The sequence below is a fragment of the Nocardia sp. CDC160 genome (assembly GCF_035818795.1).
In the GTDB taxonomy this organism is placed as follows: Bacteria; Actinomycetota; Actinomycetes; order Mycobacteriales; family Mycobacteriaceae; genus Nocardia.
This window is the reverse complement of record NZ_JAYKYT010000003.1, coordinates 1242679-1265292: the sequence shown is the minus strand read 5'-3', so window position 1 is coordinate 1265292 and position 22614 is coordinate 1242679. Positions and strand designations below refer to the sequence as shown.

The 22614-nt window shown below is 67.0% G+C and carries 20 protein-coding genes; 9 read left to right on the top strand and 11 right to left on the bottom strand.

Translation table 11 applies throughout. The features are described from left to right. Positions 1-148 precede the first annotated feature (148 nt). The gene (gene rsmI / locus VMT40_RS20520; RefSeq protein ID WP_326360025.1) at positions 149-1009 is read left to right on the top strand and encodes a 16S rRNA (cytidine(1402)-2'-O)-methyltransferase; all 861 of its coding nucleotides are present in this window, start codon (positions 149-151) and stop codon (positions 1007-1009) included. A 45-nt stretch (positions 1010-1054) separates the two neighbouring features. Beyond that, positions 1055-2299, top strand: coding sequence for a cytochrome P450 family protein (locus tag VMT40_RS20515; protein ID WP_326360024.1), 1245 nt, complete (start codon positions 1055-1057; stop codon positions 2297-2299). Positions 2300-2333: 34 nt separating this feature from the next. On the opposite strand, the gene VMT40_RS20510 is transcribed toward VMT40_RS20515, so the two are convergent. Then, complete coding sequence (locus VMT40_RS20510; protein WP_326360022.1) at positions 2334-3491, bottom strand: alpha/beta hydrolase fold domain-containing protein; 1158 nt, start codon at positions 3489-3491, stop codon at positions 2334-2336. A gap of 98 nt (positions 3492-3589) precedes the next feature. Between VMT40_RS20510 and VMT40_RS20505 the strand changes: the two genes are divergently transcribed. Both VMT40_RS20505 and VMT40_RS20500 read left to right on the top strand, forming a co-directional pair. After that, positions 3590-4171, top strand: a complete 582-nt coding sequence (locus VMT40_RS20505) for a dihydrofolate reductase family protein (protein WP_326360021.1) — start codon at positions 3590-3592, stop codon at positions 4169-4171. Continuing rightward, positions 4171-4980: an alpha/beta fold hydrolase gene (locus VMT40_RS20500; protein WP_326360019.1), complete on the top strand. Its 810-nt coding sequence runs from the start codon at positions 4171-4173 to the stop codon at positions 4978-4980. The genes VMT40_RS20505 and VMT40_RS20500 overlap by 1 nt, the downstream gene beginning before the upstream one ends. Here the strand turns inward: VMT40_RS20500 and VMT40_RS20495 are convergent. From VMT40_RS20495 to VMT40_RS20460, 8 genes are all read right to left on the bottom strand, one after another. Then, positions 4926-7064: an MMPL family transporter gene (locus VMT40_RS20495; RefSeq protein ID WP_326360275.1), complete on the bottom strand. Its 2139-nt coding sequence runs from the start codon at positions 7062-7064 to the stop codon at positions 4926-4928. The genes VMT40_RS20500 and VMT40_RS20495 overlap by 55 nt on opposite strands. 97 nt (positions 7065-7161) lie before the next feature. Further along, a complete protein-coding gene (locus VMT40_RS20490; protein WP_326360018.1) occupies positions 7162-8346 on the bottom strand; it encodes a peptide synthetase in 1185 nt (394 codons plus the stop codon). Between the two features lie 2 nt (positions 8347-8348). Further along, positions 8349-9389 (bottom strand): SDR family NAD(P)-dependent oxidoreductase, encoded by a 1041-nt coding sequence (locus tag VMT40_RS20485; protein ID WP_326360017.1) that lies wholly within the window; start codon positions 9387-9389, stop codon positions 8349-8351. After that, a complete protein-coding gene (locus tag VMT40_RS20480; protein ID WP_326360015.1) occupies positions 9386-9655 on the bottom strand; it encodes a hypothetical protein in 270 nt (89 codons plus the stop codon). Before VMT40_RS20480 ends, VMT40_RS20485 begins: the two co-directional genes overlap by 4 nt. After that, complete coding sequence (locus tag VMT40_RS20475; RefSeq protein WP_326360014.1) at positions 9652-11472, bottom strand: fatty acid CoA ligase family protein; 1821 nt, start codon at positions 11470-11472, stop codon at positions 9652-9654. Before VMT40_RS20475 ends, VMT40_RS20480 begins: the two co-directional genes overlap by 4 nt. Continuing rightward, positions 11469-12380: a hypothetical protein gene (locus tag VMT40_RS20470; protein ID WP_326360013.1), complete on the bottom strand. Its 912-nt coding sequence runs from the start codon at positions 12378-12380 to the stop codon at positions 11469-11471. The genes VMT40_RS20475 and VMT40_RS20470 overlap by 4 nt, the downstream gene beginning before the upstream one ends. Before the next feature lie 10 nt (positions 12381-12390). Next, positions 12391-13443: a 3-oxoacyl-ACP synthase III family protein gene (locus VMT40_RS20465; protein WP_326360012.1), complete on the bottom strand. Its 1053-nt coding sequence runs from the start codon at positions 13441-13443 to the stop codon at positions 12391-12393. A 394-nt stretch (positions 13444-13837) separates the two neighbouring features. Beyond that, entirely contained in the window at positions 13838-14509 is a 672-nt protein-coding gene (locus VMT40_RS20460) for a TetR/AcrR family transcriptional regulator (protein ID WP_326360011.1), read from the bottom strand. Positions 14510-14737: 228 nt separating this feature from the next. On the opposite strand from VMT40_RS20460, the gene VMT40_RS20455 reads away from it, so the two are divergent. Together VMT40_RS20455 and VMT40_RS20450 are read left to right on the top strand one after the other, a co-directional pair. Then, positions 14738-15556 carry a helix-turn-helix domain-containing protein gene (locus tag VMT40_RS20455; RefSeq protein WP_326360010.1) on the top strand — a complete coding sequence of 273 codons (819 nt, stop codon included), beginning with the start codon at positions 14738-14740 and terminating at the stop codon, positions 15554-15556. A gap of 45 nt (positions 15557-15601) precedes the next feature. After that, positions 15602-16405, top strand: a complete 804-nt coding sequence (locus tag VMT40_RS20450; protein WP_326360009.1) for a helix-turn-helix domain-containing protein — start codon at positions 15602-15604, stop codon at positions 16403-16405. 243 nt (positions 16406-16648) lie between these two features. On the opposite strand, the gene metG is transcribed toward VMT40_RS20450, so the two are convergent. Then, entirely contained in the window at positions 16649-18208 is a 1560-nt protein-coding gene (metG, locus tag VMT40_RS20445) for a methionine--tRNA ligase (RefSeq protein WP_326360007.1), read from the bottom strand. Positions 18209-18274: 66 nt separating this feature from the next. On the opposite strand from metG, the gene VMT40_RS20440 reads away from it, so the two are divergent. Both VMT40_RS20440 and VMT40_RS20435 read left to right on the top strand, forming a co-directional pair. Continuing rightward, positions 18275-19102, top strand: a complete 828-nt coding sequence (locus VMT40_RS20440) for a TatD family hydrolase (RefSeq protein ID WP_326360005.1) — start codon at positions 18275-18277, stop codon at positions 19100-19102. A gap of 211 nt (positions 19103-19313) precedes the next feature. Next, on the top strand, positions 19314-20441 hold the full coding sequence (locus VMT40_RS20435) for a transglycosylase family protein (protein ID WP_326360004.1): 1128 nt from the start codon (positions 19314-19316) through the stop codon (positions 20439-20441). A 79-nt stretch (positions 20442-20520) separates the two neighbouring features. Here VMT40_RS20435 and VMT40_RS20430 read toward each other — a convergent pair whose 3' ends face one another. After that, positions 20521-21288, bottom strand: coding sequence for an SDR family NAD(P)-dependent oxidoreductase (locus tag VMT40_RS20430; RefSeq protein ID WP_326360003.1), 768 nt, complete (start codon positions 21286-21288; stop codon positions 20521-20523). Positions 21289-21455: 167 nt separating this feature from the next. On the opposite strand from VMT40_RS20430, the gene VMT40_RS20425 reads away from it, so the two are divergent. Continuing rightward, a complete protein-coding gene (locus VMT40_RS20425) occupies positions 21456-22610 on the top strand; it encodes an alpha/beta fold hydrolase (RefSeq protein WP_326360002.1) in 1155 nt (384 codons plus the stop codon). The last annotated feature ends 4 nt before the right edge of the window (positions 22611-22614 follow it).

Below are 22614 nucleotides of genomic sequence, written 5' to 3'. Positions count from 1 at the left end.
GCGCCGACCGGGCGCATCGCGCTGCCGCGCCGGTGGCGAGGGGCGGGGACAGGTGGTGGCGAAGTCTGGACCGGCGTCATCGATAGAGTCAGGGTGCGAGTTGGTCGTCTCTTCGGGCGATCGTCCATCCCCAGGCGAAGGAGTCACAGTGAGCGCGCAGCCGAGTACTGGCGGGCGGCTGGTCTTGGCGGCGACGCCGATGGGGGACATCGGGGACGCCTCGCAGCGGCTGCGGGATGCGCTGGGGACGGCGGATGTGGTGGCCGCCGAGGACACGCGGCGGACTCGGGCGCTGGCCAAGGCGCTGGAGATCGAGGTTTCCGGGCGGGTCGTCAGTTTCTACGACCACGTGGAGACGGCTCGGATTCCGATGCTGCTCGAGGAGATCCAGCTGGGGAAGACCGTGCTGCTCGTGACCGATGCCGGAATGCCGTCGGTCAGCGATCCCGGGTATCGCATGGTGGCGGCGTGTGTGGAGGCCGGGTTGCCGATCACCTGTCTGCCGGGGCCGTCGGCGGTGACCACGGCATTGGCATTGTCGGGGCTGCCGGTGGAGCGGTTCTGTTTCGACGGGTTCCCGCCGCGGAAGTCGGGGCAGCGCAAGGAGTGGCTGCGGACGCTGACCGCGGAACCGCGCGCGGTGGTGTTCTTCGAGGCACCGCATCGGCTGGCGGACTGTCTGGCCGACGCGGTCGAGGTGCTGGGGCCGAATCGGCGGGCGGCGGTGTGCAGGGAGCTCACCAAGACCTATGAGGAGGTCGTGCGCGGGACCCTGTCCGAGTTGGCGGGGTGGGCGGTCGAGGGGGCGCGCGGGGAGATCACCGTGGTTCTCGAAGGCGCGCAGCCGGTTTCGGCGGAGCCCGCCGACCTGGTCGGACAGGTGGAGGCGTTGATCGCCTCCGGGCTGCGGCTCAAGGACGCGTGCGCCGAGGTGTCGGCGGCCACCGGGGCCTCGCGACGTGAGCTGTACGACGCGGTGCTGGCCGCGCGTTCCGGCGACGGGGATTAGTTCTCGCACATGGTCGTTGGGCTTCGCGCTGTTAGAGTCCCGACCATGGTTCATGAGACCGCCGTCACGGCAAGCGAATTGGCGAGCTCGCCGTTCGAGTTGACCGAGGACTTCTATCAGCACCCCCACGCCGCCTACGACCGTCTGCGCGATCGTGGCCCGGCGCATTTCGTGCGCTTCCCGGACGGCGGAACCGGTTGGCTGATCACCGATTACGAGGCCGCCAAGGCCGCGTTCCTGAACCCGACCATCAGCAAGGCCCTGAAGTCGGCGGGCGCGCGGGCCGCGCTGGCCGGTGACGCCGCGGGCGCGCAGGTGGCCAGCGCCATGTTCGGCGACATGATGGTCTTCTACGACCCGCCGGAGCACACCAGGCTGCGCACCCTGGTGAACCGGGCCTTCTCCAGCCGCGCGGTGCGCGAGCTGGCCCCGCGCATCAGCGAATTGGCCGATACGCTGCTCGCCGAGCTGTCCGCGGACGCGACGCACGAGCTGGATCTGTTGGACCGCTACGCTTTTCCGCTGCCCATGCTCGTCATCTGCGAGCTGCTCGGCGTCCCGAACTCCGAGCGCGACAACTTCCGCGCCTGGTCCACCACGCTGGTCTCCAACGACGAGACCGTCGAGGCGCGCGGACTGGCGGTGCAGCGGTTCGTCGCCTACATCGATCAGCTGATCCGGACGAAGGCCGACGCGCCGTCCGAAGATTTGCTGTCCGAACTCATTTCGGTCAGCGAGGACGGCGACCGGCTCTCGCACCGCGAGCTGATCAGCATGGTGTTCCTGCTGCTGGTCGCCGGTTTCGAGACCACGGTCAATCTCATCTCCAACGCGGTCGCGATCCTGTTGCGCGACACGGAGGTTCGCGCGAAGCTGGCGCGCGACCCCGGGTGCGTGCCGGACTTCATCGAGGAGGTGCTGCGCTACGAGTCGCCCGCGAGCGAGGCCACCTTCCGCTACACCACCGCCCCGGTCACCCTGGGCGGCGTCGAAATCCCGGCCGGGCAACGCGTTCTGGTGTCGATGGCCGCCGCCGACCGCGACCCGGCCCGCTTTCCCGATCCGCACACCGTCGACCTGGACCGCGCCGACAAGAACCATCTGGCCTTCGGCCACGGCATCCATCGCTGTGTCGGAGCGCCTTTGGCGCGCATGGAGGCAGGGGTCGCGTTGACCCGTCTGCTGGCGACCTACCCGGATCTGGAACTGGCCGCGAATGCCGAACTGTTCTGGCGCAAATCCCTGATCGTGCGGGGTCTGACCGGATTGCCGGTGCGACTTCGCCCTTGAGCGCGGTTGCCGGGTCGGCCGCGCCACCGGAAGGTCACGGCGTGGCGGGCACCGGCTTCCGGAGGAAGTTTCCGATCTGTCGGACGGCCTCGGCCGCCTCGGGGTGGAACGACCAGTGGATCTGGAAGCAGTGCCCGTCCACGGCGAAGCTGTCGTGCTGGACCGCGACCTCGGCCGCCCGGAGCGTTGCGACCAGCCGATCTGTGTTGCGGCCGATCCCGTCGAACTCGCCGGATTGCACAAGGACGGGCGGTAGACCGGTGAGGTTCGCGAACATCGGATTCGCCTCCGGATCGCTCGCCGGGCGACCCGCCAGATACGCGTTCTGAAACCGCATGTGCTGCTCCACATCCGCGGGCGGGTCGTCCTCCGGCGCGTAGAAGTCGACGGCGGGGCAGATCAGGACGGCGGCGCTCGGCATGGGTAGACCGAGGTCGCGGGCGCGGACCAGTGCCGAGAGCACCAGCATGCCGCCGGTCGAGTCACCGACCAGCGCAACATGGTCTGGATTGCGGCCGTTACCCAGCAGCCAGCGGTACGCGATGACCACGTCGTCGAGTGCGGCAGGAAACGGGTGTTCCGGAGCGAGCCGGTATTCGGGAACCAAGACGCGGGTCCGTCCGGACTGCGCGACCGCGCCCGCCATGCCGCGGTAACCGTAGGCCGACCCCATCATGAAGCCGCCGCCGTGCACGTAGATCGCCGTGGTATCCGCGTCGCCGGTGGGGACGAGTTGAATCCCGGGAACGCCACCGGCATTCACCGGCTCCAGCGAAACACCCTCGGGCATGGGGCACTCCGCGTGCATCAGTTCGAAGGCCGCTCGCATCGGCGCGAGTTCGCCATTGAAGGTTTCCTCCACGGGACTCCACATCCGGTCCATCCGGGCGCTGAGCTCACCGCCCGCCGCGCGGGCGGCGGTCAGCGCGGAATCCAGATCGTTGAGCACGTCGCGGGTCCGATCCAGCAGTGCCACGCCTGCCGCGGTGAGGGTGACGCTGCGAGTGTTGCGATGGAACAGGTCGCAGCCAACCTGCTTCTCCAGTCCCCGAATGGTCCGGCTGAGCGCGGGCTGGGTGAGGTACAGCCGTTGCGCCGCACGCCCGAAGTTCAATTCCTCGGCCACCGCGACGAAGGCGCGCAGGTGCCGCAGTTCCACGCCCTCGGGAGTCTGAGGTAGCGGGTCGACCATGCGCAGAGTATGCCCCGCGCTCATTTATTCCGCAGCGGCATCGCTGTGTTGCCGACCCGGCAATTCCCTGGGCCTTCGGAAACTGCGACCGTATTCATATGGGAAAAATCATTGCAGGACAGTACCTTTCATTGGACGGCGTGACCGAGAGCGGCTGGACCGGGCTGAGCCCGGCGATTTCGCCGATGGACCCGATCACCGCCCCGTATTTCAACGACGCGCAGGTGCAGCAGGCCGTGGGCGAACTCATGGCCGGAAACGACGCCATGCTCCTGGGCCGCACCACCTACGAGAACCTGAAGGGTTTCTTCACCAGCCAGTCCGGCCCGTACTTCGACGCGGTCAACGCCATGCCCAAGTACGTGGTCTCCACCACCCTGGAGTCCTCGGACTGGAACAACACCACGGTGCTCAGTGACAACCTGGTCAAGGAGATCGCCGCCCTCAAGGATCGACACCGGCAGATCGGCATCGGCGGCAGCGGCACCCTGGTGCGCTGGCTGATCGCCGAAAACCTCCTGGACGAAATGCAATTGCTGGTGTTCCCGCTCATTCTGGGCGGCCCCGGCGCGCGGTTCTACGCCCCTGACCAGACCCCCGCCACCTTCACCCTCACCGACTGCCGCGCTCTGGACTGCGGTGTGGCGGCCCTGACCTACACCCGGCAGGAGGCGAACTGATGGAACCCACCAAAGGCTTCGTGGACTCCAAGGACGGCACCCGCATCGCCTACACCCGCTACGGGTCGGGCCCGGCGGTCGTGCTGGTCGATGGCGGGCTCGCCGCCCAGGACTTCGGGCCGAACAAGTCGCTGGCCGAGGCTCTTTCGAGCCGCTACACCGTCTACACCTATGACCGGCGCGGCCGGGGCGGCAGCGGCGAGACCCTGCCGGTCGATGTGGAACGCGAATTCGAGGATCTCGACGCGGTGGCCGATCTGGCCGGTGAACCCGTGATGCTGTACGGCATTTCCTCGGGCGGCGCGCTGATCCTGGATTACCTGCGCAGTGGCCGCACGGTCCGTAAGGTCGCGCTCTACGAGGTGCCGTTCGTGGTCGACGACGGCACCCGGCCACCGGCTCCGGACGACTACGTCGAGCACATCCATGCCCTGCTGGCGCAGGGGAAGAACGGTGAGGTGGTCAAGTACTTCATGCGTCAGGGCGTGCGCCTGCCCGCCCTCATGGTCGCCGCGTTTCCGTTGTTCCCGGGCTGGAGCCACCTCAAGAAGGTGGCCCCGACCATGGCCTACGACATCCAGTACGTGGAGCAGTTCCAGCGTGGCCGCAAGCTGCCCACCGATCGGTGGACCGACCTCGGTGCGCCGGTCACCGTCATTGCCGGGAGCAAGAGCCCGGCGTGGATGCGCAATGCCAATGCCGCACTGGCCCAGGCGATTCCGGGTGCGACGCACCAGGTCCTGCCCGGCCAGACTCACCTGGTCAAGGCCGCGGCACTGGCTCCGGCGCTCATCGAGTTCTTCGGCTGATTCTTGTTCCGATTGCCCGGGGCCCACCAGTTGGCGGGCCCCATCAGCTTGACCAGGGCCGGAACCAGCAGCATGCGGACCAGGGTGGCGTCGATGACCAGCGCGATCACCATGCCCAGGCCGAGGAACCGCATGGGTGTCAGCGGGGACAGGGTGAACGCGCCGGTGATGAGCACGAGAAGCGTTGCGGCGGCGGTGATCACGCGCGCGGTCTGCACCGTGCCGACGCGGACGGATTCCTCGGTGTCGGCACCGGCATTGTGTGCCTCCACCATGCGAGACAACAGGAACACCTCGTAGTCCGTGGAGAGCCCGAACACCACGGCGATGATGAGCACCATCATTCCGGCCGAGAGTGGGCCGACGCTGATATGCAGCACGCTGGCCAGATGTCCCTGATCGAAGATCCAGGTCAGCACGCCGAAGGTGGCGGTCAGGCTCAGGAACGCCATGAGAACGGCCTTGAGCGGCAGCACGATCGAGCGGAAGGCCACGGCCAGCATGAGCAGGGTCACCGCCACCATGACCACGATCATGAGCGGGAGCCGATCCAGGACGGCCGCGATGCTGTCGACGGTCGAGGCGCTCTCGCCGCCGACCCGCAAGTCGAGTCCGTCCAGGCGCAGGTCACGCAGATCGCGCACGATGTCCTGGGCGCGCGGGGAGCGGTCCGGGGCGGCCAGGGCGGCGTGAATGATGGTGGTGTTGTCCTTGGTGTCCAGGGCCGTGGCCTGGCGCACGCCGTGCAGGGCGCTGATTTCTCGCAGTGCCGTGCTGATGGCGGCCGGAGTCGGTGCGCTGCCGTCGCTTTCGCGGACGAGAATGGTCGCACCGCTGTTCGCGGCGGGGAAGTGGGCGCTCAATTCCTCGACGGCGACGCGGGTTTCATTACCGGCGGGCAAAGCTGTGTGGTCGATATCCCCGAGCCGTACGCCGCTCAGGGGTGCCGCCAACACCAGGAGGACGGCGCCGACCGCAAGGGCGACCGTGCCAGGACGGCGCATGACGGCGGTGACCACGCGACCCCAGAACCGTTGCGCCCGTTGCTCCGAGCGCTCGAACGCGTCCGCGCGCCAGCTCCACTTACCAATGCGATGACCGAGCAGGGCGAGAATCGCCGGGAGCGCGGTCACCGACAGTGCCGCGGCCAAGCCCACGGCCGCGATGGCCCCGAACCCCAGCGAGCGCAAGACCGACAGCGGGAAGACGAAGGTGCCCGCGAACGCGCACATGAGCAGTAGCGCCGAGAACATCACCGTGCGCCCGGCGGTCCGCAGGGTTCGGGTCACCGCCTCCTCGACGGACCGCCCCTGCCCGAGTTCCTCTCGGAATCGCCCGACGATGAATAGCCCGTAGTCGATGGCCAATCCGAGCCCCAGCAGCGACACCACATTCATGGCGAACACGCTGACCTCGGTGATCCGCGCGATGATTCCCACCGCGCCGAGCGCACCGACCACCGCCAGTGTCCCGATGAGTACCGGCAGCGAGGCGGCCACCACCCCGCCGAACACCAGCACCAACACAATGGCGGTCAGGGGAATCGAGATCGATTCGGCCAGCACCAGATCGTGCCGCGACTGATCGCTGATCGTGTCCGCGAGCGCGCTGTAACCGGTCAGCTTGGTATCGAGACCCGGAATGCGCAGTGCGGAAGCGATTTTCGGATACTCCGCGACCCGCTGATTGTCATTCCCGGCCGAGAAGACGACGGCCACCGCCTGCCGCCCGTCCGAGGAGCGCAAGTAGTTCGATCGCGGGCTGTTCCAATAGCTTTCGACCGGCCGATCCAACAGCGCCGCATCGATCTTCGCGATCGCCTCCGTCACCCGCGGCCCGATATCGGTCAGCGACTGCCCCTCGGGCGCGGTGTAAATGGCGATCACATCCGGATTCTGCGGCCCCAGTCGCTCGGTGACCCAGGCATCCACCGACGCCGACTCACCCTTGGGCACAACGAATCCCGCCGAACTCACCCGCTGCTGCAGCCCCGCCGCGAACAGCCCGCACCCCAGCGCGAACAGCACCGCCACCACGAGCACCGTCTTGGGTCGAGCCACGACGATCCCGGCCCATGCCGCGATGGGCCCGCGCGATTCCACCGCGGGGGTCGTCTCTTCGGAATTCTCGACGATGGTCACGGTTGCGCTCCGATCATTGTGTGCGCTGCGCGGTGGATGGTCAGCGAGCCGCGTCGGAATTGGTCGGCGTCAGTTCGGCTTCCAGCGTCCGAACGATCCGGTCCAGGAGCGCGTCCAGGCGTTCCGGAATGCCGCGTCCGCTGCGGGCGGAGACGGTGAGTTCGGTGCGGCCGCCGCATTCGGTCATGCCCAGCAGTAGCGGCATGGCGACGCTGTGCTGGGGCATCACCTTGATGGCGGTGGGTGTGAAGCCGGGCACCGCCAGCGCATCCAGGTCGTAGCGGCCCATGTGGGACACGGTGGCGGAGGCCAGATTCAGGCCGGTGCGCGCGCCGAGCACGTTCAGGGTGCGCAGGAGTCCGCGTCCGGCGGCCTGCGGCAGGTACTTCAGGCCGCCATTGTCCATCTGGTTGAGCTCGCGGTTCTCCTTCAGACCCGCGCGCTTGATCTCGTTGAGCTGCCGCCAGTCCATCCCGGGCTTGACGTCCAGGAACAGCGGCAGCGCGAGATTGGCGGTGGACCGCAATTCCGGGTCGTGCCGCCGGATGTCGACCGGAATCATGATGCGCGACACCGGCCCGCCCTCCTCGGCCAGTAGTGCCGCGACCCGCATGAGCGCGCCGGGCCCGGTCGCGTGAATGGTGCGGGTGCGCAACAGGTGTCGATGCTCGCCGGGCATTTGGCGGCCGTGCCCGGTCGCCGAGCGGAAGCGCGGCAGCATCAGCGTCGGCCGCCCGGGCGCGCCGACCTTGCGCACCAGTTCGGCATCCGCGATCGGATCGGGCGCGCCGAGGGGTTCCTCGCCGCGCAGCGCCCGCAGCACGTCGGTCGCCCACATGATCATGCCCATGCCGTCCATGACCCCGTGGAAGACCCGGAAGACCAGCGTGGTCGGTGCCGCCGTCAACAGCAGCACCTCCACGGTCGACTCCGGGGTCGGCCCGATCGGGCTGGTCAGCACCGGATCCGCCTCCAGCGCCGGGTATTGCAGCGCGTGGTCGACCACCCGCACGCGCGGCGCGACCCCGCTGTCCACCCAGTCCTTGCCGTCGCGGACCAGCCGCGCACCCGGATTCGCCTCGGCGGCGGTCTTCACCGCGCGCCGCAGCGCCTCCGCGTCGAGGGTGCCCGTACCCTCCACCACCAGCTGCATGAGGAACGGCGGAGCCAGATCCCGCATGGGGAAGTAGATGAGCTCGGTGGGGGAGATGGGACGGCGGAACATGGTTACAGCCCTTCGGTCAATGTCACTACGCCGCCCTGGGTTTCGAGCCAGGCCAGGAAGTCGGCCAGGCCGTCGTCGCGGGTGACGATCGGCCGATACCCGAAATCGCGGGTGGCGGCGGAGGTGTCGTAGGTGGCGGTGCGGGTCATGAGCGCGACCACGTACCGCGACAGCGGCGGCGACCAGCGGGTGGCCACGAACGGTATGCGCCACACGGTTTCGATGGCGGCCACCGCGGCGGCCAGCACCCGCGGATTCGGCTGCCGGGTGGGCTTGGCGTAGCCGAGGTCGGTGGCGACCTCGCCGAGGAAGCCCCACACGTCGGTCTGCTCGGCATCGGCGATGAAATACGCCTTGCCGCCGACATTTTCGGACCGGGCCGCCAGCACGCACGCCTCGACAATGTTCTCGACATGACACAGCGAGGCCCGGACCTGCTTGCCATAGGACAGGTCCGGCAGCGTGCCCGCCGCCGCCCGGCTCAACAGCCGCACGATCGGCCCGGACCGGTCACCCGCGCCCCAAATGGCCCGGGGTCGCAGCGCGCAGGCGCTGAAATCGGCTGTGTTCGAGGACAAGACGAACCGCTCGGCCGCCGCCTTGGTTTCCGAGTAGAGGTTCAGGTAGCGGGTCGGGTACGGCACCGATTCGTCGACATTCACCTGATCGCCGCCGTCACGATCCATGAGTGCGCTGGGGCTGGAGATGAAGACGAAGCGGCCGGTGCCATTGCGCTTGGCCGCGCGCACCAGATTCTCGGTGGCCGTGACGTTCTCGGCCACGAACTGTGCGCGGGTGCCGCGGTCGTCCACCCGGGCCGCGCTGTGGAACACCACGTCCACGCCCTTGGTGGCGCGTTCCAATGACACCTGATCGGTGAGGTCGCCGGTAATGACCTCGACCTGGTCGATCACCTCGGACAGGTCGCGCAGGTTGCTGGTGGCCCGGGCCAGAATCGCCACCTCGTAGTCGCCGTCGCGGACCAGGCGGCGTACCAATGCGCCGCCCAGGAATCCGGACGCGCCCGTGACCAGTGCCTTCACGCCGCCTCCTGAGTTTTCCACCAGGTGATTCCGAAAATCTGGGTCATCGCGGCCGTCTTCACCGCCGAATGTTCCGTGCCCGCCGTCGCTTTCAAGGCCGCCGGGATCTGCGCCGCGTGTACCACCAGGCTGAGGAACGCGTCGATCCAGAACACCGCGCGCAGCAGCCGATTGGCGGGTGCGCGATCCCCGGCCGCCAGCAGCAGACCCAAAGCCAGATACAGCCAGCCCAACACCGGAATCGCCCGCAGCACAGTCACCTTCATCGTCGATCACCCTTTCCGAGCCGCTCCGCCGCCCAGACCGCGAGCTGTTCGCGGCCGATCTTGGCATTGTGTCGGATATCGACCGGGAACTTCGGATGGAACAGGAAGGTGGAAACCGGTGCGGTGACCTCGAATTCGGCCGCGCGCTCCCGCAATTGCGTCGCGAGCTTGGTCGTGTCGACCCCGGATTCGGCCTCCACACACAGCACCGGCAACTGCGTGCCGCGCGTGCCCACACCGACCAGCGCGGTCCGCACCACACCGGGCACGGTATTGAAGACCTGCTCCACCTGCACCGAGAACATGGGCCCGTCGGAGGTCTGCACGCGCTGACTCTTGCGTCCGCAGAACCAGATTCGGCCCTCGTCGTCGATCCAGGCCAGATCCCCGGTGCGATGCCAGACGACCTCGCCCTCGTGGATCTTGCCCGCCAGGTTCGCCGACTCCGGCCAGTAGTAGCGGGTGCTCACATTCGGCCCCGACACCACGAGCTCGCCGATGCCGCGCGTGCCCACCAGTTCGCCCTCCCGTGCCTGCGCCTGTGCCCAGGTCGGAATCGGGTCATCGGTAATGGCGACCAGCCGCGCCCGCACACCCTCGGCGGGGCGTCCCACACAGGTACCGTCGCCGAGATGCGCCCGCTCCACCAAACCGTCGAGCAGTTCCCGCGATTCGATGGTGGACATGGGCAGCGCCTCGGTGGAGCCGTAGCCCGCGTACACCTCGGCGTCCTCGGCCAGCACCTGCCGCAGCCCGGCAATGCACCAGTCCGGGACGGGCGCGCCGCCGGAGTAGATGCTGTGCAGGGTGGGGATCGGCGTCCGGTGCCGCTCCAGATGTCGCAGCAGTGGGATCAGGACGGCGGGGGAGGCGAACATGGTCTTCACCCCGAACCGGTTGATGGCGTCCACCACGTGCGCCGGTTCGGTCGACCCGACCTTGCTCGGTACCAAAGGCGGTAGCACACAACGCGATCCGAGCAGCATGTCGAGAATCCCGACCAGCGGCAGGGTGATCAGCGAGGTGCCCGGCTCCACCCGGCCGCGCGCGGCGTGCACCTGCTCGACCATCGCGCTGAGATTCCCGTGGGTCATCTCCACGGCCTTGGCGGGCCCGGTGCTGCCGGTGGTGTACGCGATGAGCAGCGTCTCGTCGGCGGGCGCGGGCACCCGATCCTTCAGGGTGAACGCGTCGAAAGGCGCGCGGTGCTCGGTCTTTCGTGAGTCGGCCAGGGTCGTCAACAGCTCGTCGAGCCGCGCGGCCACCTTGGCGCTGACCGGACCGGCCGCGTCCAGATTGTTGCGAAGCCGGTTGCCGAGACGGCCCGACGTCACCGGTGCGCCCCAAGCGCGCAGTGTCGGACCGCCCCAGAACCAGCGCGGGCCGACGGTGAGAGTCACCCGCACATCCCGGAAGTATTTACCGAACAACACCCGCGCCGCATGCGCCTGCGGAATGCCGATGAAGGCCTCGGCATTGGCGGCGCGCAGGCAGTTGAGCATCTTGCGCAACCCCATGCCCGGGTCGATGACCACCGGGATCGCGCCGATCTTCAACAGCCCCAGCATGATCGCGTACAGCTCCGGGCTGGGCAGCACCAGCACGATGGTGCGGGTGCCCCGGCCCACCCCGGCGGCGGCCAGGTGCAGGCCGATGGTGTCGGACCACTCGTCGAGCTCACGGTAGGTGAGATGGCGGTAGTCCGGCAGGCCGGAGGCGGTCTGCCCGGCGGGGTAGATCACCGCCTCACGGTCCGGATCGGCGGCCACGACCGCGCGGAAGCGGTCGATGGCCTGCCAATAGGTCGCGGTGGTCACGCCGCGGCTCCCGCGAGGGCCGGAAGCCGGTAGACCACGGCGGCGGCCGACGGGCCCGCGCCCGCCGCCACGAACAGCACGTCGCGGTAGGCCGCGAGGGAATCCGACTCGGCGGCAGCGTGATACGCCAGCGGCAACGACGCGGTGTGCGGGTCGCCCTGGGACAGGTCCGGGGTGAACACGGCCTCGGGGGCGAGTCCCAGTTCGGCGGCCAGCAGCGCCGGGAACTCGCCGCTGGGCGTGGAGGCGATGAGGGCCGTGGTGGCCTCGTCGATATCGCTGCCCGCCAGCGCGGTGCGCGCGGCCTCGACGGCCACCGCCAGCAGCCGCTGCAGGTAGTCCGGATCGCGATCCACGGTCATGAGCCCGCGACCGCGGTTGCCCATGGTCTCGATGTCCACGTAGGACTCCAGGCCCGGCGCGCCCTCGGCGGCCCGGGTGACCACCCGGCCGAACCCCTCCGGCTCGTCGGTCTGCTCCAGCAGCAGCGCGGCACCCGCTGTGGCATAGGGGAATTCGTCGTCGGCGGCCGAGCGGGTGAGCGACGGGTGGGTGTCGCCCGACACGATCAGCACGTGCTCGGCGGTTCCGGTGGCCAGCACCGCCTGCGCCACCTGCACCGCGTTGAGCACGCCCGTGCCCGCGTTCATCAGATCGAAGGAGAACGACCGCGGGTCCTCCTTCACGTAGTCCAGGCCGATGCCCGCGGCCTTCTGGATGAGCGCCGAGACGGCGGGCTCGACGGTATTGCTGTCGCGGAAGATGCCCGCGTTGATCATGACCCCGACCTGCCCGGGCTCGATGCCCGCGCTCGCCATGGCCCGCTTCGCGGCCCGGCCGCTGAGCTCGACAATGCTGAAAGTGTCGGTGTCCCGGCTGATTCCGGTGGATTTGATGCGCACGCCCATGTTCGAGACCTCAGACCTTCAGCGACGAGATGGTGGTGGACAGGAAGCCGCCGACGACGCCGGAGGCGGCCGGGATCATCAGCAGCTTGGATCCGGCGGGAATGGCCTGCTGGCTGAGCTGATCGTGCAGCACGATGAAATGCGAAGTGCTGGAGGTGTTTCCGTACTTCTCGATCACATTCAGGTCCGGCGGCATCGGGTGGCCGAACTCGCGCTCGGCGATGGCGTTCATGAACGGAATCGCCGCCGCGCCGAACTGGTGGTGAATGATGTAGTCGAAACCCTCTTCGCCGAAGGTGATTCCGCGTTCCTCCATGAAGTTGCGCTGAGTGTCGGTCCACAGCAGGAACCGCGCCTCGTTGTGCATCTTCCGGTTGTCGGTGTAGAGCGCCACGCCATTGGTCTTGTCGCTGGGCATGCCCAGGCACAGGTGCGAGAACTCCGACGCGGTGGTCAGCTCGATGTAGTGGATCTTGTCGGCGTCGTCGACGGCCTCGTCGAGGACGACGGCGGCACCGGAATCGCCGACTGTCAGGGACGCGAATTGCAAATCATATTTGCTGGAAATCTCGTTCACGGCCGTTTCCGCAATGGGCGTAATGGCCTCACCGCTGACCACGATGCCGCGTTTCACGGCGCCACTGCGAATCATGCGGTCGAGAATGTAGACGCCACTCATCATGCCCGCGCAGGCATTCGAGAGATCGAATGCGATGACATCCTCGCGCGCCCCGATGGCGCGGCCGATGGCACCGGCGAAGGACGGCTCCATGTACATGCGGGTGCCGTGCTTGCTGCGGGTGATGGAGGTGGAGATGATGACGTCGAGATCGCCTGCGGCATAGGATGACCTGGACAGACTGTCCTCGACGGCCTTCATCGCCAGCACGAAGGAGTCTTCGCGGCTCTCCGGGCGGGTATCGCGGAAACGGCGTTCCTTGACGCCCGTGATCCGCTCGAGATCGAACTCCGGAACTTCCCGCAATTGGGAAAGCAATTCAGCTGTGGTAACGCGCTTCTCGGGTAGGTAAGCGCCAATAGACTCGAAACGAGATTGCGGCACGGGGACTCCTGAAGGGGGAACCGAAACATTGGAAGAACGTCATCGTCAAGCTCGGATGAACCGAGGCTACCCGAGAGTAACTAGCTTGGGGAACTAGAGCGTTCCGTGTATCTGTCTGAGACGAATCCTGCACGGAGGCTTGGTGTTACGTACGGTGCCGCACAGATTTCCGGCCCAGCCTGTCGCCCGACAGGTGAGCTGACATGGAGGTACGCCGATGGCCGGGCGTGGTGGTCAATACCTGGCTATCTGACGCTATGTGTCATTGATATGGCTCGGGGGTGACGAACAGCGGTCCTCGCTGTGAGTGAGTTCACCCCTGTACTGGGACGTACCGGCGCTCGGCGGACCCTCGGCGCAAACTGTCTGGGCGACAGGTGTTTTCGCTTGTCGATCAGGGCTGTTCGGGCAGGCCCAGCACCGCGACCACGAATTCCACGAACAGCGGGGCCAATTCGGGCACCCGGTGCGCGCCGTCGGCCACGATCACCCGGCGGGTGCGCTCGCCGATGGCGTCGGGGATCAGGGCGAACAGCGCGTCGGCGATCACCGGCAAGCTCGGATCGGTCGCGCGGGCCTGGGCGTAGAAGGCCCGGTACAGATCCGCGAACCGGTCCACCGCGAGATCGCGCAGCGCCACCGACTCCTGATCCACCTTGAACGCCTCGACGAGCATCAGCCGCGCGAAATCCGGTTCGGAGGCGACGGTTTCGCAGAAGGTCACCACGATGGACTCGATGCGCTCGTACGCCCCGGCGTCGAGCGGCAGCTGCGCGAGCTCCTCGGCGATGCGCTGCGCGATGATGTCGGATCCGGTGCGCACCGCCTCGACGAAACAGTGCTCCTTATTGCTGAAGTGCTCGTAGAACGTACTGCGCGAAACCCGCGCCCGCGCCACGATATCGGTCAGCGTGGTGGAGTGATACCCCTTGGCCTCCACGCATTCCACCATCGCCTCGATCAGCCGCCCCCGCTGCGAGGTGAGCACGGCCTCCCGCGCCGCCCGATGCCGCTCGTCGAAATTGGTGCGCTGCAACGCCGTCGATCGGACCTGCTTGTCGCGCATCCATTCCCTCTCTCACTGAACCGCGGGCACTTCAGATAGCCATTATCGATGGCCGGTCGAAGTCTGCACGGGGCGGGATTGCAGGCATGTGACTTCAGTCGACCGTCGACGGGCGCGGACTCGGGATCCGGCATGCCTTCGATTCCAGTGCGGCCGTAGTGTTGCCTGCCTGGAACTTGGATCCTCGCGAGAACATCATTGAAAGATTGCGGGAGGATAGCGGTATGGATGGGCGGTCAGGTGGTCGACGAGGTCAATGCGATTCCGGAGCAGCCGGTACTCGGGATGTACATGCGATACCGGCGTGAGATTCTGGGCCTGACGCAGGAAGAGGCCGCCAGGCGCATGTACGTCAGCGTCTCGCTCTACCGCAAGCTCGAGAACGGCGAGCGTGTGCTGTCCGGCGCCCGGCTCGAGGATTGGTGTGCCGCCGTCGGTGCCCCGATCTGGATGCTGGAAAAGATGGTCTCCCTGGCGATGCCGAAGATCTCGACCTTGGCCCGGGGCGCTTGGCCGCCGAGACTGCGCAAGGAAGATCTCGACCACCTGAACGCCCTGCCCTTCCCGGCCTACTTCCATCGCTTTCCCGAATACGAAGTGCTCGCAGCGAATCCGGCCGCCAACGCGGCGATGCCCTGGCTCGCCCCTGCGGCGCCCGATGCCGAGCGCCCGGTGAACGTTATCGAGCAGATGATGACCGTGCCCGAGGCTCGCGAAGTCCTGGTCAATTGGGACACCATCGTGCACCGCTTGCTGTTCAGCCTGCGCATACTCTCGCCCGGTGTCGTGGCTCCGGAACGGCTCGCACAGATCATCGAGACGTGCAGTGCGCATCCGGAATTCGAGCGCATGTGGAACACCCCGGTGGATGAGGATCTGTACAACGACTCCGCCATCCAGGTCCGGATTCCGGGAACCGGCGAGTTGATCACCCAGACCATGCGTGTCTACAACGTCTACCATCCATCGGTCGCGTCATACCAGCTGTTCATGCTCACGCCGCGTGCGCCCGGCACCCCTACCGTGGATCCGTTCGTGGTGACCTGACCGGATCGGTCTTCGCTGAATGATTGCTGGAGAGGTAGGTGGATAGTGGTCGGAGCGCTCGACCTGATTCCCGAACAGCCACTGGTCGGGATGTACATGCGATACCGGCGGGAAACCCTGGGCTTCACCCAGGAGGAGGCCGCCCGGCGCATGTTCATCAGCGTGTCGCTGTACCGGAAGCTGGAGAACGGTGAACGCGCGCTGTCGGTGGAGCGGCTCGAGGACTGGTGTGCGGCAATGGACGCGCCGCTCTGGCTGCTCGAGAAAATGATCTCCCTGGCCATGCCGAAGGTCGCGCGGTTCGCCAGGGGCGCCTGGCCACCCCAGCTGCGAGAGGAGGACCTGGAACACCTGGAGGCGCTGCCGTTCCCGGCCTACTTCCACAGCTTTCCCGAGCTCGATGTGCTCGGTGCCAACGCGGCTGCGCGGCAGGCGTTTCCGTGGCTGATTCCGGCCAGTCCGGGGGCCGAGCGTCCCGTGAACCTGCTCGAGACCTTCATGACCGTCCCCGAAGTCCAGGAACTGGTGGTGAATTGGGAGACGGTGGTTGGCCGACTGCTGTTCACCCTGCGCGTCATGTCGCCCGGTGTGGTCGCGGCCGAGCGGCTCGCGCAGATCCTCGATACCTGCCGAACCAACCCCGAGTTCGAACGGCTCTGGTCATCCGGCATCAGCCAGGAGCTCTTCAACGATTCGCTGGTGCTCGTTCGCCATCCCCTCACCGGTGAGCGGATGTCCTTCACCATCCGCTCCTACAACGCATTTCACCCGCAGGACTGCGATTACCAGCTGTTCATGCTCACGCCACGAGCGCCGACCACACCGACCATCGATCCCTGCGCGGACTAGTTGATCATGCTTGCCCGCATCGCGACCGCCCCAATTCGTGCCACCTCTCCGGGTTGACCGGGCCGCGACCGGATCGGATGCTGGATCGGCGAGATCACCCGCTGCCCGATCCGATCTGCGGATCGGGCAGTCGTGTGTTCGCTGCATTCCCGTTCCGATGGTGGAGTTCGGAGGGGAATCTCTACCCGCGGTAGGCGGGGTGTCGGTGGCCGCCCGCCGAAGGGGGGCGGGCGGCACCGGGTTTCAGTTCTTCGGAGCGACGTACTTCGGGAAGACCACTTCCGGCTCGGGGAGAGCCGTGCCCGCGGTGAGCGGGGTGGCCAGGTCGGCGAAGGTGCGGGCGGGGACGCCGAGCAGGTCGAGGATCTTGGCGGCCGAGGCGGGGATGACCGGCTGGACCAGGATCGAGACGATGCGCAGGACCTCCATGGTGACGTAGAGGATGGTGCCCTCGCGCGCGGTGTCCTCGGGCGTGCCCGACTTCGCCAGGGTCCACGGGGCCTGGGCGGAGAAGTAGCGATTGGTCTCGCCGAGGGTGAGCCAGAGCTGCTCCAGGCCGAGATGGATTTGCTGCTGGTCGAATTCGGCCCGCACCGCCGTCAGCAGACCGTTCGCGCGCTCGAGCAGCGCGGTGTCCTCCGCGGTGAACTCGCCCGGCGTCGGGACCACGCCGCCGAAGTCGCGGCCCACCATCTTCAGGCAGCGCTGGGCCAGATTGCCGTACTCGTTGGCGAGATCGGAGTTGATCCGGCCGATGATGGCCTCTTCGCTGTAGGAGCCGTCCTGGCCGTAGGAGATCTCCCGCAGCAGGAAGAAGCGCACGGCGTCCAGACCGAAGGTCTCGACGAGGTCCATCGGGTCCACGACATTGCCGACCGACTTGGACATCTTCTCGCCCTTGTAGTTCACGAAGCCGTGCACGAAAACCCGCTTGGGCAGCTCGATTCCGGCGCTCATCAGGAACGCGGGCCAGTACACGGTGTGGAACCGCGAGATGTCCTTGCCGATGATGTGCAGATCCGCGGGCCAGTACTTCTGGAACGCCGCCGAATCCGTGTTCGGGAAGCCCGCGCCGGTGAGGTAGTTGGTGAGCGCGTCCACCCACACGTACATCACGTGCTCGGGATGCCCCGGCACCGGCACACCCCAGTCGAAGGTGGTGCGGGAGATGGACAGATCCTTCAGCCCGGCCTTCACGTACGAGACGATCTCATTGCGCCGGGTCGCGGGCGCGATGAATTCCGGATGCGTTTCATACAGTTCGAGCAGCTTGTCCTGGTACTTGGACAGCCGGAAGAAATAGTTCGACTCCTCGGTCCACTCGACGGGGGTCTTGGTGTCGGTGGAGATGCGGGTGCCGTCGTCGAGGACGGTGGTCTCCTCCTCGGTGTAGAAGGCCTCGTCGCGCACCGAGTACCAACCCGAGTAGGTGTCGAGGTAGATGTCGCCCGCCTCGACCATCCGATTCCAGATGGCGACCGACGCGGCCAGATGGTCCTCGTCGGTGGTGCGAATGAAGCGGTCGAAGGAGATGTCGAGCGCCTTGTCCATGGCCTCGAAGACATCGGAGTTGCGCGAGGCGTACTCCTGCTCCGGCAGACCGGCGGCCTTCGCGGCCTGCTGCACCTTCTGACCGTGCTCGTCGGTGCCGGTCATATAGAACACGTCGAAGCCGTCCAGCCGTTTGAAGCGGGCCAGGGCATCGGAGGAGATGTACTCGTACGCGTGCCCGATGTGGGGTGCGCCATTCGGGTACGCGATGGCCGTGGTGAGGTAAAAGGCGGGGCGTTCGGATGCGCTCATGGTGTGTCTACTCTATCTGCGTGTCCTTCGTCGCTCGCGTGAATATCCCCGTGGCGGGTAGCGCCCATGAGTAGCCGTCGACCTGCGCCCGAGCCGCCGCAGCCGCTCTCGCCGCTCATCGACGCGCACACCCACGTCGACGCCTGCGGCGCCACGGACCCGGAATCGGTTGCGGCGCTGGTGGAGCGGGCCCGCGCGGTGGGCGTGCGCGAACTGGTGACCGTCGCCGACGATCTGGCGGCCGCGCGGTTCGCGGTCCAGGCGGCGAACTGGAACGACCGCGTCTACGCGGCGGTCGCGCTGCACCCGACGCGCGCCAACGCGCTCGACGATGCCGCCAAGGCCGAACTGGAACAGCTGGCCGCCGACCCGCGCGTGGTCGCGGTGGGGGAGACCGGTCTGGATTACTACTGGCCCGGCAAGCTCGACGGCTGCGCCGAGATCGAGGAGCAGATCGAGGGCTTCCGCTGGCACATCGATCTGGCCAAGCGCCTGGGCAAGCCGCTCATGATCCACAATCGTGAGGCCGATCACGACCTGCTCACCGTGCTGCTGGACGAGGGCGCGCCGGAAACCGTGATCTTCCACTGCTTCTCCTCCGACGCGAACATGGCGATGGCCTGCGTCGAGGAGGGCTATGTGCTGAGTTTCTCCGGAACGGTCAGTTTCAAGAATGCGCATGAATTGCGCGAGGCCGCGAAACTCGTGCCGGACGAACTGATTCTGGTCGAAACGGATGCGCCTTTCTTGACGCCGCATCCCTTCCGCGGCGCGCCGAACGAGTCGTACATGCTGCCGTTCACCGTCCGTGCGCTGGCCGAACTGCGCGAACAGGATCCGGCGCAACTCGCCAAGATCACCACGGCCAACGCCCGCCGCGTCTACGGAATCTGATCTACCGCACCTTTTTTCGTGTTCGCACCATAACTGCGTGTCGGGCGACACGAGTTGAAACGGTGTGGCTTGGCTCACTATGATCTGCCGCGATCGTGATTTACCAGCGGTTCGATATCGGGTCGTGATTTACGTCCGCGCAGTTCCGCCGGTAGTGGTTGTCAATCCCTGACCCCCTCGTTATCGTACTGTGACCATGCCGGGATTTCCGATGCACGCTTTGGCGAAGATCAACTCGTCGCGTTCCCCGATGCTGTACGGGGCCATCGCGGCGATGCTCGTCACGCTCATCGTCGGCGCGGGCGTGGCGATCATGAGCAAGAAGCAGGTCACCCTGGTCATCGACGGCAGCAAGATCGTCGAGAGCACCATGCGCGGTGATGTGCGCGGCGCGCTCAAGGACGCGGGGTACGCCCTCACCGGCCGCGACGACGTATCCCCTTCGGCCGGAGCGCAGATCAGCGACGGCAGCACCATCACCCTGAACCGGGCCCGCGAGGTCTCGCTCATCATCGACGGCACCCCGTCCAAGGCGTGGACCACGGCACTCAATGTGGCCGAGGCGATCACCAAGCTGAATCTGCCCAACGACGTCTTCACCTCGCCCGCGCGGCCCACCCCGCTGCCCCTCGAGGGCGCGCAGTTGCTGATCACCAACCCGCGCACCGTCGAACTCTCCGACAATGGCGCCCCCGCTTCGCTGGTTCGCCTGGCCGCCCCGACCATTGGCGAACTGCTCGAGGTGCAGGGGCATCCGCTGGTGAATCAGGACTTCGTGGAACCGGCGGCGAACACCCCGCTGCGCGACGGCATGAAGATCACCGTCACCCGCAAGATCGTTCAGAACCGCACCGAGCGGGTGCCGTTGGATCCGCCGGAGAACATCATCGAGGATCAGACGCTCAATATGAGCCGCACGATCGTCGAGAATCCGGGCGTACCCGGAACGCAGGACGTGACTTTCGCGGTATCCATCGTGAACGGCAAAGAGGCGGGCAAGGATCCACTCAAGTCGACGGTCATCGTGCCCGCCCAGCCCAAGACCATTCGCAAGGGCGCGAAGCCGGGCACCGAGGTCCCCGAGGTGCAGAACGGCGCGACCTGGGATGCGTTGGCCAAGTGCGAATCCGGCGGCAACTGGGCCATCAATACCGGCAACGGCTTCTACGGCGGCATCCAATTCGACCAGGGCACCTGGGAACGCCAGGGCGGCACCCGCTACGCGCCGCGCGCCGATCTGGCGACCCGCGAGGAGCAGATCGCCATCGCCGAGGTGACCCGCGCCCGCCAGGGATGGAACGCGTGGCCCGCCTGCACCGCGCGGCTGGGTATCAGCTGACGAATTCCCAACTCTCGGGAGCTCTCAGGGGTAAACCCCTGAAACCCCCTTCGCGGTGACGATTACATCAATGCGCCGCCTACATCAATGCGCCGCCGTCGACGCGTAGTTCGGTGCCGGTCATATAGCGGCCGTCGTCGGAGGCGGCCATGGCCACCACACCCGCGATGTCCTCGGGCTTGCCGAGCGCGCCGCCCTCGATCCAGCCGGGCAGTCGAGCCATGAGCGACCAGTCGGCATCCGCCGGAAGCGCCAGGCCGGAGGTGATGCCGGTGCTGATGCCACCGGGCACGATATTGACCGCGCGCAGACCCTTTTTCACGTACTCGAGGGCAATCGAGTGGGTCAGCGCGTTGACGCCCGCCTTGGACGCCGAGTATGCGGCCATGTACGGGTTGGAGCCGAAGGCCGCCGTGGAGGAGAAGTTCACGACCACGCCGTGACCCGATTCGACGAGCGCGGGCAGGTTGGCCTGGATCATGAGGAAGGTGCCGGTCAGGTTGACCGCGATGACCCGGTTCCAGTCCTCCAGCGGCATGTCGTGGGTGTGCGCGGCGCGCAGGATGCCCGCGGCGTTCACGAGAACGTCCAGGCCGCCGAGGAATTCGTGGGCCTGGGTGGTGGTCGTGCGAACGGCGTCCTGATCGGAGATGTCGAGGGTCAGCGTGCGCAGCCGATCCCGTTGCTCGGCGGGCACCGCGTCCACGGTCGCGGCGAGCCCGGCTTCGTTGACATCCGCGGCGACCAGCCGCGCTCCTTCGTCGAGCAGGCGCACGGCTACCGCCTGCCCGATACCCGATCCCGCTCCGGTGACTATGACGCGACGGCCTTCGAATCTGCTCGACATGGCGAGAAATTAGAACAAGTTTCAGAGAACGTCAACGGGTCGCCTTCCATTGCTCATGGCAGCTAATTGCCAGAGTCTTCTCATACCGGTCCGTCGGCTTAATGGATAAGCTTCAAAACCGTGCGCGGCTCGGATTTCGGGTCGGGAAGAAACCTGATGGAGGATTCATGCGGCTGGTTGGTTGGCGGGCGCGGATTTTCACCGCGGCCGTGGCGTCGACGGGTGCGTTGCTGGTGCTGCCGGGGATCCCGGCGCAGGCCGATCCGGCGGGCACCACCATCGCGACCACCGCGCTGCCGGATGGTTTCCGCGGCCTGAGCAACGGCACCATCATCGACTACTGGACCACGCGATCCAATGGCGAACCGGTGAAAGCCAGTGGCGCGCTGTTCGTTCCGTCCGGTCCGGCACCCGCGGGCGGCTGGCCGATCATGGCCTACGACCACGGCACCTCCGGCATGGGGCCCGGCTGCGGCGGGCAGACCGATGACACCAAGCTGCACCGGCCCGCCGAGGACCAGGTCATTCAGTACTTCGTGAACAAGGGCTTCGCCGTGGTCGCCCCGGACTACCTGGGACTGGGGCGTTTCGAGACCGGGCCGCATCCGTACCTGGAGATCGGCACCGAGGCCTCCGCGACGGTCGACCTGCTCGAGGCGGCCCGCGCGAGCCATCCGGAATTGGGCCGCACCTGGGCGGTCACCGGATTCTCGCAGGGTGGTCAGGCCGCGCTGGGCACCGCGCACCTGCAGTCCTCGAGCGCACCGGATCTCGACTTCCGCGGAACCATCGCGGTCGATCCGGAATCGGATCTGGAGAAGATCACGCCGTTCGTCGGACCGTGGGTGCCCGAAATTCCGGGACAGGCCGGAACCGCGGTGAACGGCTTCGTGGTCAGCATGCTGGCCGGGTTGCGCGCCACCCACCCGGAGGTGGATGTGGACAGCTACCTCACCCCGCGCGGCAAGCAGGCCGTGGACGCGTCGCAGAGCCTGTGCTTCGCCGACATCATGAAGGTGGTCGACGGGATGGGCATCGGCGACATGCTGTCCCGTCCGCTCAACGACCCGGTCTTCCAGAAGGCCATGACCGAGTACATGGCGGTGCCCACCAGCGGCTACGACGCGCCGATCCTGTTGCTGCTCAACACCAATGACACCACCGTGCCGTCCCCGCTGCACGCCGCGCTGGCCGCGCAGTTCGCCGCCAATGGCGTGGACTTTCAGACCGTGGTCGGCACCGGCACCCACACCCAGGTCAGCCCGCAGATGTGGGATGCCATCGGCGCGTTCACCGATCGGGTCCTCGCGGCCGCGAAGTAGCGCG